Annotated in this window: 10 protein-coding genes and 1 pseudogene; 7 read left to right on the forward strand and 4 right to left on the reverse strand. The window is 69.6% G+C overall.

Annotated features, from left to right (window positions below):
- Nucleotides 1–83 precede the first annotated feature (83 nt).
- Nucleotides 84–950, reverse strand: coding sequence for an ATP-grasp domain-containing protein (locus tag CCN42_RS29115; protein WP_086740076.1), 867 nt, complete (start codon nucleotides 948–950; stop codon nucleotides 84–86).
- Between CCN42_RS29115 and CCN42_RS29120 the strand changes: the two are divergent.
- Nucleotides 929–1,861, forward strand: a pseudogene (locus CCN42_RS29120) (hydroxyacid dehydrogenase); the annotation flags it as partial. The gene CCN42_RS29115 and the pseudogene CCN42_RS29120 overlap by 22 nt on opposite strands.
- A gap of 1,073 nt (nucleotides 1,862–2,934) precedes the next feature.
- Here CCN42_RS29120 and CCN42_RS29125 read toward each other — a convergent pair.
- On the reverse strand, nucleotides 2,935–3,645 hold the full coding sequence (locus CCN42_RS29125) for an HAD family hydrolase (protein ID WP_086740080.1): 711 nt from the start codon (nucleotides 3,643–3,645) through the stop codon (nucleotides 2,935–2,937).
- 220 nt (nucleotides 3,646–3,865) lie between these two features.
- On the opposite strand from CCN42_RS29125, the gene CCN42_RS44890 reads away from it, so the two are divergent.
- On the forward strand, nucleotides 3,866–4,825 hold the full coding sequence (locus CCN42_RS44890) for a helix-turn-helix domain-containing protein (RefSeq protein ID WP_245877518.1): 960 nt from the start codon (nucleotides 3,866–3,868) through the stop codon (nucleotides 4,823–4,825).
- Between the two features lie 105 nt (nucleotides 4,826–4,930).
- On the opposite strand, the gene CCN42_RS43860 is transcribed toward CCN42_RS44890, so the two are convergent.
- Complete coding sequence (locus CCN42_RS43860; protein WP_158102143.1) at nucleotides 4,931–5,647, reverse strand: CBM20 domain-containing protein; 717 nt, start codon at nucleotides 5,645–5,647, stop codon at nucleotides 4,931–4,933.
- Between the two features lie 461 nt (nucleotides 5,648–6,108).
- Here CCN42_RS43860 and CCN42_RS29140 point away from each other — a divergent pair, with 461 nt between their 5' ends.
- Entirely contained in the window at nucleotides 6,109–6,717 is a 609-nt protein-coding gene (locus CCN42_RS29140; RefSeq protein ID WP_245877519.1) for a DinB family protein, read from the forward strand.
- 349 nt (nucleotides 6,718–7,066) lie between these two features.
- On the opposite strand, the gene CCN42_RS29145 is transcribed toward CCN42_RS29140, so the two are convergent.
- Nucleotides 7,067–7,915, reverse strand: coding sequence for a LysR family transcriptional regulator (locus CCN42_RS29145; protein ID WP_086740085.1), 849 nt, complete (start codon nucleotides 7,913–7,915; stop codon nucleotides 7,067–7,069).
- 104 nt (nucleotides 7,916–8,019) lie between these two features.
- Between CCN42_RS29145 and CCN42_RS29150 the strand changes: the two genes are divergently transcribed.
- From CCN42_RS29150 to CCN42_RS29165, 4 genes are all read left to right on the forward strand, one after another.
- Nucleotides 8,020–8,763, forward strand: a complete 744-nt coding sequence (locus tag CCN42_RS29150) for an SDR family oxidoreductase (RefSeq protein WP_086740087.1) — start codon at nucleotides 8,020–8,022, stop codon at nucleotides 8,761–8,763.
- 697 nt (nucleotides 8,764–9,460) lie between these two features.
- Entirely contained in the window at nucleotides 9,461–9,940 is a 480-nt protein-coding gene (locus CCN42_RS29155; RefSeq protein ID WP_086740088.1) for an HIT family protein, read from the forward strand.
- A gap of 522 nt (nucleotides 9,941–10,462) precedes the next feature.
- Nucleotides 10,463–11,341 (forward strand): hypothetical protein, encoded by an 879-nt coding sequence (locus CCN42_RS29160; RefSeq protein ID WP_169731547.1) that lies wholly within the window; start codon nucleotides 10,463–10,465, stop codon nucleotides 11,339–11,341.
- Nucleotides 11,342–11,581: 240 nt separating this feature from the next.
- The gene (locus tag CCN42_RS29165) at nucleotides 11,582–12,472 is read left to right on the forward strand and encodes a S1 family peptidase (RefSeq protein WP_086740090.1); all 891 of its coding nucleotides are present in this window, start codon (nucleotides 11,582–11,584) and stop codon (nucleotides 12,470–12,472) included.
- The last annotated feature ends 184 nt before the right edge of the window (nucleotides 12,473–12,656 follow it).

Below are 12,656 nucleotides of genomic sequence, written 5' to 3' on the forward strand. Positions count from 1 at the left end.
ATGGTGCCCCGGCCGGTGCCCCGGCCGGTGCCCCGGCCGGCGACTGCGGGTGCGCGAGGGCCGGGGGCGCCGGATCGGGCGACTCAGGGCGTGGTGTCGCGCAGGTTGACGTGGACGGCGGCGTCGGCGGCGGTGATGCGCCGGCGGAGTTCGTCAGGGCTGTCGGCGCCGACGACCAGGTGGCCCGGGCGCTCGTGGCTGTAGCGCCACGTCGGCACGTGCCCGCGGCTCAGCTCCACCTCCGCCTCCACCACTCCGTCCAGCGCCCGGCACTCGTCCAAGCCGGTCACCTCCTCGACCGTCACGTCCTGCCACGGGAAGTAGTGCACCGCTGCGTGGGAGTACCGCGGGCTGTGAGCGGAGGGGCGGACCCAGGGGAGTGCGGACCGTATCGCCAGTTCGTACTGGTCGAGGCCGGATACCAGGCGGGTGAGCAGCGGGATGCGGTCACCGCCGGCTCGGGTGTGCGTCTCGATGACCACCGCGCGGCCGTTCTCGAGCTTGACCTCGGTGTGGGAGGGGCCGAGGCTGATGCCGAGCGCGTCCAGGCAGCGTACGGCGCAGTCGCGGATCGCCTCCGCGTCGGCGGGGGAGAGGACGGCGGGTGTCTGGTGACCGGTCTCCACGAAGTGCGGTCGTCCGGTGGTGGTCTTGGCCGTGATGCCCAGGACGTGGTGTCCGTCGGCGTCGGAGACGGCCTCCACGCTGAACTCGGGGCCGGTGACGTAGCGTTCCCACAACAGCCCCGTGAGGCCGGTGACCCGTTCCCGGTAGCCGGCCAGGTCGGGCAGGAACTGGATGCCCTTGCTGCCGGCGCCCTCCACCGGCTTGGCGATGAGGGGAAGTCCCCGGGTGCCGGGTCGTCGCGGCCGATGATCCCGAAGGGCAGGGTGTCGACGCGGGCGTTCGCCGGCGCCCTCCTCATCAGCAGCTGCTGAGCGAGCTGGCAGGGTATGCCTTACGACACTGTGACGGCCGCGATCCCCGCGCGCTGCGGGAAGCGCTCGCGGACGCCGAGGCCGTACTGATCCGCAGCGGCACCCGGATCGACGCGGCCGCCCTCACCGCCGCACCCCGGCTGCGCATCGTGGCCCGCGCCGGAGTCGGCCTCGACAACGTCGACGTCGCGGCGGCGACCCGCGCGGGCGTCGTCGTCGCCAACGCGTCGCGGTCCAACGTGATCAGCGTCGCCGAACTCGCCGTAGGACTCATCATCGCCTCCGTACGCCGGGTACTGCCCGCGCACCGCTCCCTGCGCGACGGCCGCTGGGAACGCTCCCGATACCAGGGCCGGGAACTGGCGGGGACCACCGTCGGCATCATCGGCCTGGGCCACGTGGGAACGCTCGCCCCCTTCGGCGTACGACTCCTCGCACACGACCCCTATGTGGACACGGAAGCGGTCCACCGCCTGGGGGCGCGGGCGGTCGCCCTGGACACGCTGCTGGCCGAGAGCGACATCGTCACCGTCCGCGTACCGAAGACACCGGCGACCATCGGCCTGCTGGGCGATCGCGAACTGCGGCTGATGAAACCGTCCGCCCACCTGGTCAACACATCCCGCGGAGGCATCGCCGACGAGACGGCACTCACGGCGGCCCTCACGCAGGGGCGGCTCGCCGGCGCGGCGCTGGACGTCTTCGCACTCGAACCCGCCGTCGGCAACGCGCTGCTCGGCCTGGACTCCGTGGTGGCCACACCACACATCGGCGCGAGCACCCATGAGGCACAGGAGCGCGCCGGCCGCGAGGCGGTCACGGCGGTCCGGTGCGCGCTGGAGGGCCGACCGGTCCCGTACGCCGTCAACACCCCGCTCGCCGCGCCGGTCCCGGCGGAGCCGGTCGGTGGCGGACCGGTCTGAACCCCGAGTGTGCTGCTCCCCGCAGGCGTCGCTCGCGCCCCGATGCGATGCCTGAGAAAGTGTCCCGCGAGCCGACAGCAGAATCCATGCCAACACGGCGAATCAAACGGATATGCCCGCCACCACTGCATGAACTGTGATGGACGCGGCAGGACCTGATGGACGGCATACGGCGGCGGACCCAGACCGGTGCCCGGTGACTGGAGGTGCCGAAGCGTTACGGGCCGCGGGACCGGGGCTCCGTCTCATAACTCAGCGCCGGCAGCGGACGGAAGTTGGGCCCGGATCCTCACCCGGCTCCAAGCCGAGCATCCGGCGAAGGTACTCAGCCGCCTGTATTCGGGTGACAGGCCCGCGAGGAAGCTTGCCAGAGGCTCCGTGCCGGCGTGCGTGGTTGTCCGGCCATCGCGGCTCCGTCTCGGTCAGGAGCGAGATCCCCGCAACTGCCTGGCCCTTCTCAGCCTCACCGCTCCGTGCTGCTGCAAGCGCCTTGTCCGCCTCACCGCGCAGGACCTCGTCCAAGCCGCTGCATTCACCAGAGCATCACAATGGCGGTTGCCATGAGGAAGAAGCAGACGCCCCGCAGCGCGATGGGGCCGAAGCTCCCTTGAACTCGACGATACCGAAGAACTTCATCTCGATTCGGTCGAAGCGCGCCTCCAAGAGGACGACGAGGATAAAGGACAATGACGCGGAGGAAGGAAGGCCGATGACAGCGGCGAAGTTCTGCTCGAAGATTCCCGTGATCCAGGGATTTCACGCCACATGGCGATGATGACGGGCAGGGAGACCGCTGCTGTCGTAAGGACGCATCCGTTTGCCGGTGCTGTCGGCCTCGGCGATGACCCGTTGCCTCACGCCTTGGCCCACTGAACGCCCCGGCCGGAGCCCTCACCCCCGCGGCCTCTGCGGCCCCGGCTGCGGACCGTACTTCCCCCGGCCGGCGCGAGAGGCGACGGGGCGGTGGCCGTGGGGGTGTGCGCGAAGCCATCGGTGCGCGCGCTGGAGTGCCTGCTGGACTATGTCGTGAGCCGGGCCCGTGCCGATGGCGCAATGCCCGGGAAAGACACTGCCTACGGTTCGGGCACCGACCTTGGGTTGCCGTAGGAGTGGGCCCAGCTGAGCAGTTCGGGAGCGAGGAGGGTTGGTAACCACAGGTCGGCCTGAGTGGCGCCTTCGTTCTGCGGTCGGGGGCCGACGCCCAGGACCCGCAGTCCGGCGCGGCGGGCCGCTTCCACACCGGTCAGGGAGTCTTCGACGGCCAGTGCCCGGTGCGGGCGGACACCGCAGAGCCGGGCCGCCACAGCGTAGACGTCCGGGTGCGGTTTGGGGCGGACGCCGTCCCCGGTGTCCGGGACGACGATGTGCTGGAAGTGCCCGAGCAGTCCGGCCCGTGTCAGGCTGCCTTCCACCACCACTCTCGGGCAGTTGCTGGCCACGGCCAGCGGTAGCTTGCCGGAGAGCAGTCGGACGAACTGGATCGCGCCCGGCATCGTCACCGGCTCGTCGGTGACGAGTGCCAGGAAGTGGTCGAGGAGCGCGGCCGTCAGACCTTCCGCCAGTTCGGGCTTGTGCACCGACCGCGCCATCAGCCGGCCACAGTCCTCGTAGTGCAGGCCCATGGCCTGGACCGCGAACCCGGGCGGTGGCTGGAGCCCGTACTCCCGGAAGGCCCGGTTGCGAGCTTCCTGCCAGTGGCGTTCGCTGTCCATCAGAGTGCCGTCACAGTCGAAGACGATGGCGTCGGGTGTCCAGTCGAGCAGATCGTGCGCCGGGGTGATCACAGGGGCCTCCTATGCGTTGGCATGCACGGCATACGGCATTTCCGACTACCTGCAAGAAAAGGAGAGATAGTCACGGCTACGTTATTTCGCTCCGGCAAATCGAGCAATAACTCTTTTCAGTGACTCGACTGCTCCGGGATCCGGGCGTATAGGGGTGCGGGGCCATGGCAGGCGGGGCGCTCATTCGTACCGTCAACTATGTTTTGAAGCATGCCAGTTGATGCGTCATGTGCAGGCTGCGCGACATCCAGGGCGTACCGTGCGCGCAATCGCCACCCTGTCGCAGCTCGCTTTCCAATGCGTATTGCCACCCGCGTGTGGCCTTATTTGCTCCAGGCGTACGCTGGCGCATTGCATTCGTGACCGGCGGAAGAATCGAGCGAGGGCGGACGGGAGGTTGCGGGAACGAGCGAAGGCACCCTGCAAAAGACTGCTGCGCGCGACGGTCCAGCTCTTCGCTGAACAGGGCCACGCGGCCACCACTGTCAACGAGATAGGCGCCCGGTCCGGCCGGTCCAGCGGCACTGTCTATTTCCACAGGCGCCGACAAGGAGGGCATCGCCGTCGCCGTCGTCCAAGACCGGGCTCGCCACCTGCTCACCCTCGCCGCACGCCACGCCGACGAAGCGGTTCCCACAGCCGAGCGGCACATCACCCTCAGCCGCGACACCGTCCATGCATTCGCACGGACGATCACCGCACGGTGACCAGGGGTACGGCTGTCTGCCCGGGCCCCTTGGCGCACCCCTGCGGGGACCGACGAGCCCGCCCCGGGTGGCCGGCGGCGCCCGCCCCGGACACGATGGCGGCCCCCGCCCTGGCGGGGGCCACCATCGTGTGTCGCGGTCGGTGCCGGTGCGGGGGTGGCGCCTCGAGTGGCTTGATACCACCGTGGTCAGGCGTTCCTGCTGCTGGGGCAGGAGCCGCGTCCAGGTGGCCGCTCGAAGGCGTAGAGACCTTCAGGGAACCGCGGTTCCGAGGGATCACGCGCCTGGGAGCGTCGACGGCGGGGAACTCGTCGGCGTGGGCTTGCCGGGCCTGGTTGCCTGCGGTGACGGCGTCTTGGACGGCGGTGTTCGGCTGCGCGGCTCGGACTTTCATGCGCGGCCGGGTGCGCTCCCTCCCGGTGCGCAGAGCCCACCGCGTGGCGTCGCAGACTTCCGGCGCGCGTCCCGTTTGAGGCTCCGCCCGGGGAGGCGGTGGTCGGGCCCGAGGGCGGGGATACTGGCGGGTGCCGGGGCTGAGGGGTATCTGTCCCATATCCCTCAGCCCCGGTGCCGTGGCGTCAGCGCCAGGTGTCGTTGAGCGTCAGAGCGCCGGTGGGCGGGGTGACGACGGTGCGGTTGTCACCGCTCTCCCAGGTGATGGTGCCGTCGGGGTTCTTCTTGAAGTACTTGTACTGCACTGGGGTGTTCGGCGGCAGCTGGTGGGCTCCGGACCACAGCGGGTAGGCGGCGGAGCCGGTGGTCAGGGGGAGGGCCTTGGCCGGGTCCCAGCTGCCGAGGTCGGGCAGGTTGCCGGTGACGTAGAGGTTCTGGCCCCAGCTGGTGGTGGCGGTGGCGTGGAAGGTGGCGGTGACCGGGCTGACGTTCCAGCGGTCGTGGTTGCCCGGCGCGTCCGGGGAGACGGTCAGAGTGCGGTTGGGGGTGCTTTCCCAGGTCACCGTGCCGGTGGGGGAGCGCTTGATGTACTTGTACTGCACGGTGGTGCCGACGGGCAGCTCAACGCTGGCCGCCCAGTGCGGATAGGCGCTCGCGGTGGTTCCCAAGGGGACTGCCTTGGCCGGGTCCCAAGCACCCAGTTGCGGAGCGCTGCCGGAGACCAGAAGGGTTTCGCCTTCCGTGCCGGCTTGCACTCGGAAGGTGACGGAGGTGACGGAGGGGTCCTGCGCCGTGGCCGCCCGGGCGTGAGGGGCCGTGCCGGCGAGCAGGCCGGCGATCAGCGCAGCGAGCATGAGGACCGACCGCCAGGCGGCCGGCACTCGATTACGTATCGAGAGCATGTCATCTCCTTTGGAGGGCGAAGCGACGGGCGCCGTCGCTGGGCAGGGGGTCCAAGCCCGCAGCCCGCGCACATCCCAACACAGGTTGGAGTCGAGCGGTGACAGCACGTGTTCCATGTGTTCAACCGGGTGTGTGATTCGGCCGCATAGCCCGTATTCCTTCCGCGCCTTCCTTAAAGTCCTGAACGAATGACGGGGCTGGCAGTGGGGAGCCTCTCCGGCTGGTCGGCCAGGGTGCGCCGCCGCTCGAGATCCTCCGGGGTCACAGCCGCAGGTCACCTCCCGTCCGCCATGGGCGTCCTCGAGCGTGCCGCCCGGCCTTGCGTAAGATGGCGCAAAACTTTTCATCGTGCAGGCTGTGGATGAGGGCTGTCGGCCCGCTGTCGTCTGCTCCTGGGGTGAAGTCAGTTCAGAAAAGCGTGTACAGCTCGCGAGAGGCGGCAGTAGAGTCCAGCGGAAACTTGCTGAAACTCCTTGCATCGAAAGAGTCCGCTATGCCTGGGTATGCCCCGCCTGTCGCTGACGAACGCACGGCGCTGACTGCCTACCTCGCCCATCAGCGGCGCGCGCTGCGTGCCACCGCCCATGGTCTGACCGACGGCCAGGCCCGCATGGCGGCCTCCGCCAGCGAGTTGAGCATCGGCGGGCTGATCAAGCACGCCGGGCGGTGCGAGGACTTCTGGACCGACCTCGTCCTTCAGCAGCAGCGTGGGCCCCAGCGAAAGCCGGACGAGTCGGACGCCGACGAATTCCGACTCGCCCCGGACGAGACCCTGGCCGACGTTCTGGCCGCATACGCCGAGGCGGCCGAGCGGACTGACGCGGTGATCGCCGGTGTCGGGGACCTCGGGCAGGCCGTTCCGGTGCCGCGCGGTGTTCCGTGGTTTCCCGAAGAGGTCGGGGAGTGGTCGGTCCGCTGGGTCCTGCTCCACCTGATCGAGGAGACCGCACGGCACGGAGGCCATGCCGACGTCATCCGGGAGAGCATCGACGGCGCAACCCTCTACCCCTTGCTCGCGGCAGCGGAAGCGTGGCCCGACCCATGGTTCCAGCCATGGGAACGGTCCTGAAACTCCTGTCTCGATGATTTCAGGCGTCGTCGGCAGATGAGTGCGCATCCGGGGCCGAGGAAGGCTTCGTGGATGTCGCGCGTATCTCCCAGCGGATCCGCAGGGAGCGGAACCAGTGCAGATGGGCGAACGCGGGTTCCACGCCCCGGCGTTGGGTGCCCAGGCCGGATCCGTGGTCGGTACCCAGGCGGACGATAAGCGGCTTCACGCCGAGATCCGGGCCATGCGGCGGTAGTGGCTGTGGCTGTGGCTGTGGCCGCGGTCGCCGAGCACCCCGTCCGGACGGCGCCGGGGTCGGCCGCGCCTGCCCGCGACTTCAGCATGCTGTGCCGGCCTTGACCGCCGTCGGTCACAGGGCGGTGGCGGCGCGGACCAGCCCCGCGACCGCCGTCGAGCGGCTGTGTGGGGGCCAGGCGATGACCGTGGTGACGTCGGGGGCGTCGGGGACCGGTACGGCGGCGAGGCCCTCACCCAGGCCGATACGACCCGACTCGGGGATCACCGCGCAGGCGCGGCCGAGGGCGATGAGTTGGGTGAGCTGCGTATGGTCACGCACCTTCGGTCCGGGACCGTCCGGGAAGGTGCCGTCGGGGCGTGGCCAGCGAGGCAGGGGCAGACCGGGAAGATCGGCGACCTCGGCGAGCCGCACATGGGGGCGGGCGCTGAGAGGGTGGCCCGCCGGAAGGATCGCGACCTGGCCCTCGGTGTGCAGGTCCTCGGTGTCGAAGCCGGCCGTGTCGTCGAATGGCCGATGCAGCAGGGCCACGTCGGCCCGTCCGTTGCGCAGCACCTGTGCCTGCTCGCCCGGCCCGCACAACACGACGTCCACGGCGACAGCGTCGCGCTCGGCGGCGTAGGCGTCGAGGAGTTTCGCCAGCAGTTCACCGGAGGCGCCGGCCTTCGCGGCCAGGACCACGGCGGGGGAACCGGTCGCGGCAAGTGCCGCCCGACGAGTGCGTCGTTCGGCGGCCTCGACGGCGTCCAGCGCCGCCCGGGCCTCCCGCAGCAGCACCGCGCCCGCCCCGGTCAGGGTGACGCCCCGGCTGCCGCGCTCCAGCAGGACGGTGCCCAGGCGCCGTTCGAGCCCGCCGATCGCCCGCGACAGCGGGGGCTGGGAGATCCCGAGCCGCTGCGCTGCCCGGCCGAAGTGCAACTCTTCGGCGACCGCGACGAAGTACCGCAATTCACGTGTCTCCACCCCGCCAGCCTAACCGGGCCGGCCAGGAGCGATACCCGGGCGGTATCGCCGTCCACCCAGTCGGTCTTGGACGCTCCGCCTGGCGGGGGAGAAGTATCGATGTCATGAGTGAGATGAACACCGTGAACCACCACAAGGTCGCGCTGGTGACCGGGGCGAACAAAGGCATCGGGTACGAGATCGCGGCCGGGCTGGGCGCCCTCGGCTGGTCCGTCGGGGTCGGCGCGCGGAACGAGGAGCGGCGCGAGGCCGCCGTGGACAAGCTGCGCGCGGCCGGGGCCGATGCCTTCGGCGTCCCGCTGGACGTGACCGACGACGCGAGCGTGACAGCGGCGGCCCGGCTGATGCAGGAGCGGGCCGGGCGGCTCGACGTGCTCGTCAACAATGCGGGGATCACCGGCGGCGGACCACAGGAGCCCACCACGGTCGACGTGAACCGGGTACGGGCGGCCGTGGAGACCAACGTGATCGGCGTCATCCGCGTCACCAACGCCCTGCTGCCGCTGCTGCGCCGCTCGTCGTCACCGCGGATCGTGAACGTCTCCAGCAGCGTCGGCTCCCTCACGCTCCAGACCACGCCAGGTGCCGAGACGGGCCCGATCTCCATCGCCTACGCGCCGTCGAAGACGTTCCTCAACGCCGTCACCGTGCAGTACGCCAAGGAACTGTCCGACACGCACATCCTGATCAACGCCGTCTGCCCCGGCTTCACGGCAACCGACCTCAACGGCTTCCAGGGAGTGCGCACCCCTGAACAAGGCGCGGCCGCCGCGATTCGGCTGGCCACTGTTGCGGACGGCGGTCCGACCGGCCGCTTCTTCGACGACGAGGGAGAGGTGCCCTGGTGATGCACTTGCGGCCGAGCCACCCCCGCAGAGACGGCGCATGCGCGATCTCGCGACCGGTCGCGGCGCGCTATGTGGGTACGGGCGCCTGCCCGAGGTGTCGGCGGCGGGCCACGAGGTGAAGGACCAAAACAGGCACCGGCCGTCTGTGCCGATCAGCCTGCTTCCCAGGTGACAGCCAGGCTGCTTCCGCCCGGCCCTTCTGCTGCCGACCTGTTCGGTTCCGCCGATGACAACTATGGAGCCTCGGCACAGGACCGATGTGGTCCGGGCTCGCTCGCGTATCCCCGGAGGGAGGAAGGGAGCGGGCGGCATGCACACGATGTCGGATTCAACGACACCTCCGCGCGATGGTCACCCCCACGTCCGTGGTCGTGCCGGGAGGGAGGCCGGCCTTCCTGCGTGGCAAGGGACGCGTCGACGAAGGCCCGCACAAGCGCGGCCACCTCGGAGGCCCTGACGTCCTTCGTGCGCCCGTTCCGACTGGAGTGCCGCCCCGCTGCACTCCAGCTGGAACCGGCTCACGCCGTGCGCGTGCTCCGGCTCGGGGTAGGGCTGCCGACGGCGGCGCCGGTGCCGCTCGGCCTGCTCCAGGTGCGGCGGACGACGTCGGTGTGGAACCGGCGCGGCGGGTCCGCACTTCGAGGCAGTCGCGGCACCGCAGAAGTGCGGAGCACCGCCTTCGAGTCAGGTTCTGGCCATGGTTGATGAGTGGCGGATGGATCGGATCGGGAGCGCCCTGCGAGGCGAGAACCCGGCAGTTCTGCGGCGCTTGAACGCGGGGTTCGCAGCGATCGGTGATGTGCAGTTCCTCCCGGGCTACTCGGTGCTCCTGGTGGACGATCCCAACGTGGAAAGACTGTCGGACCTGCCCAGGGACAAGCGGCTGGCCTTCCTGTCCGACATGGACCAACTCGGAGAAGCAGTCGAACGAGTATCCCGTCGGATGGATGCGGCCTTCCGGCGGGTCAATCTGGAGATCCTGGGCAACACCGACGGGTTCCTGCATGCGCACGTATGGCCCCGGTTCGAGTGGGAGCCGACCGACTTGGTGCGCATGCCGGTATGGCTCTATCCCCGCGACAGGTGGACCGACAGGCAGTACTCACTCGGTCCGCAGCACGAACCGCTGCGTAAGGCGATCGGGGACGAGCTGGACCGTCTGCGCCCGGCGGACTGACAGCAGGCAGAGCAGGAAGCGGCTGTCTTGAGCGCGCGCCAAGGGTTGCCGTGCAGCGCTCGCGCAAGGAGTTGTACGACAAACACGGGTACGTCTGCCTCGGCGCCGCCATAGCGGCACCGAGATCTCCACACTCCGAGGTGATTACCGCCCGCGTCTTGCTGTGTAGAGGTGCGGGCGCCGAGGTGGCAAGAGTTCCTGTCCGGCCGATTTGCGGGAGGTATGCGGCCAACCTTGCGAACACGGACGTCGTCGGAGCGCGTGCGGCCGCAACTTGGCCGGAGGGCCTGACGGCTGTTCGTTCATCGGTGGGAGGGGGCTGGTAGTGCTGGGGATCGGTGTAGCGGTGCCGCGCGGCCGTCATCGTTCCACTGCTGCGCCGGTGGACCGAGACGCGCTGTTCCCGGGCTCTGGAACAGGACACAGCCCCCTGAGGCGTTCTGCCTCCCCGGACGGCCTCACCGGCGTACCGCACGGTGCAGTAGCCCTTGCAACAGTCACCCCGACGGACAGGAACCACCCATGCTCAGACGACTCGGCACACTCACCGTGACCCTGGCACTCGCCGGGACAGTCGCCGCCGGCACGACCTCTGCCGCCTCCGCCGCCGGTACCGCGCCGGAGGACCGCGTCTCCGGCAAGCGTGTGTACAACGGGATGCAAATCGCCTTCACCCCCTCCACGCCGGACGCCTTCTGCACCCTGGGCGCGGTCGGCCAGGACGACTACGGGCGGAAGATCGCCATTTCCGCGGGGCACTGCCTCAATGACCCGCGCTACGCGGACCGTGAGATCCACGAGGACATCGCCCCCGTCTACCACCGTCAGGACATCGCCGCCGGCCCGATCGGGTACGTGCGGTACTTCAAGGACCCCGAGGGTTCGATGACCGGGCACCTGACCAAGGACTACATGATCATCGAACTGGTCGACGGGGTCGCACTCTCGTCGCAGGGGCCGCATCTGAAGCAGACCGACGAACTGGAGGTCCCCGGCGGAGAGGCCAGCCCGAACGCTCTGACGCCTGTCGGCGACGACGAGCGGCTCCTCGGTGCCGCCCTGTTCAACAACAACGAACTCGTGGTGTCCGGACAACTGGGAGTCTGGTACGGGCGGATCACCAACAACAGCAGCGGCGTCTACCAGTCGCACGCCAAGCACAAGGGCGGCGACTCAGGTGGCCCGGCCATCTGGCATGTACCCGGTACGCCGTACCCCTCCGAGGCCAACGGCTTCAAGGCGGAAGGCCCCTGGGCGGGAATAACCAAGGGCATCATCCTCGGCGTTCCTCCCTACGTGTACACCAGCTCGGCCAACATCCTCGCCGACCTGCGCGCCCGCGACTCCGTCGACCCCGCCGACGTCTACGGCTCGGGCTTCGAGGTGACGCACAACCTGTAGAGCAGCGCTCGTCGTCCGAGCGCCGAGGCATGACCGGACGCCCGCCCATGAGTCTCGGTCCTTCGTGACCGAGCACAACGAGTGAACCTGCCAGAGACGCCGTCACGGCATTCGGCGGTCTGTCGCGCCGCTGGCACTCCAGCAGGATGTTGCTGTCTGGCCATGGTTCCACGGCCATCTGGGGGTAGCCCTACCCCGCAGGGGCCCGCTGGCCGGACCTCGAACAGGCCCACTGACCCGATGGATAGGTTGCCCTTGATCGCGGAGGCTGGGCATGTCGCACATGCTCGTCCGATCGGAGAACCAGTGTTCACCTTGAAGTCGTCGCGCCGCACGGTGGCGCGCACCACCGCGGTGGTCCTGGCGGGCGCGGCGTACGCCGCCATGATGGCCGGCAGCGCCGAAGCCATCGTCAACGGGGAGGATTCCACGCAGCGTTACCCGTCCATGGTGTCGATCCCGGTGACGGGTGTGGAAGACCCCACTTTGAAGGGTGTCTGTGGGGGATCGTTGATCGGCGCGAAGTGGGTGCTCACAGCTGCCCACTGCGTGGACCCGACGCTCGTCACCCTGGACGGCACCGTCCGGATCGGCAGTGAGTGGATGCAGTCCGGGGGCACGGTCCGGTCCGCCGCGAAGACAGTGTCCCACCCGGGTTACAGGAATGGCGAGGGGGCCGGACCCAACCGCAACGACGTCGCTCTGATCCGCCTGAACCGCCCGGTCGCCGAGAAGCCCATCCGCATCGCCGACAAGCCGGGGCGGCCCGGCACCCCGACCCGGCTCTTGGGCTTCGGCACCATCGAGGACGCACCCGACCCCACCCAATGGGTCTTCTCGAACCGGCTCCAGGAACTCGACACGCGCAGGGGTGCGGTCTCGGAGTGCGCGCCGGGCTACGCGGACAGTACCCGCCTGTGCACGATCAGCCAGGTGCCCAAGGCCATGGCATGTAACGGCGACTCGGGCGGCCCCCAGCTCCAGCGGGACCGGAAGGGGCGCTGGGAACTCGTCGGCGTCACCTCGGGCCCCGGCGCCCCAGGCGTGCGCTGCAGCGAGGGCCCGGGGCTCTACAGCAGCGCGCCCGCCTACGCGGGCTGGATCCATGAGGCGATGGCCCGTAACGGCTGATTCGGGACGCCGACACGGTGCTCCGCTACGCCGTAGGCACCGGCATCGAGATGACCTCGTCTGACGGTTCTCGGCCCGGCCCGCGATGTCCCACCCGGCACCCCTTCGGTCGGCTCATGCGTAGCACAACGGCGCACTGGCCGACTGTCGATCGTGATGGCCACCTAGGTGTGCTGTCCCGGGA

The sequence above is a fragment of the Streptomyces glaucescens genome, assembly GCF_002154375.1.
Taxonomy (GTDB): domain Bacteria; phylum Actinomycetota; class Actinomycetes; order Streptomycetales; family Streptomycetaceae; genus Streptomyces; species Streptomyces glaucescens.

Excerpts from the sequence above, each read along its gene's own strand:
- CCN42_RS29160 (WP_169731547.1), top strand. The coding sequence starts at position 10,463 with ATGCTCAGACGACTCGGCACACTCACCGTGACCCTGGCACTCGCCGGG.
- CCN42_RS43860 (WP_158102143.1), bottom strand. The coding sequence starts at position 5,647 with ATGCTCTCGATACGTAATCGAGTGCCGGCCGCCTGGCGGTCGGTCCTC.
- CCN42_RS44890 (WP_245877518.1), top strand. The coding sequence starts at position 3,866 with ATGCGTCATGTGCAGGCTGCGCGACATCCAGGGCGTACCGTGCGCGCA.
- CCN42_RS29155 (WP_086740088.1), top strand. The coding sequence starts at position 9,461 with ATGGTTGATGAGTGGCGGATGGATCGGATCGGGAGCGCCCTGCGAGGC.
- CCN42_RS29165 (WP_086740090.1), top strand. The coding sequence starts at position 11,582 with ATGGATAGGTTGCCCTTGATCGCGGAGGCTGGGCATGTCGCACATGCT.
- CCN42_RS29150 (WP_086740087.1), top strand. The coding sequence starts at position 8,020 with ATGAGTGAGATGAACACCGTGAACCACCACAAGGTCGCGCTGGTGACC.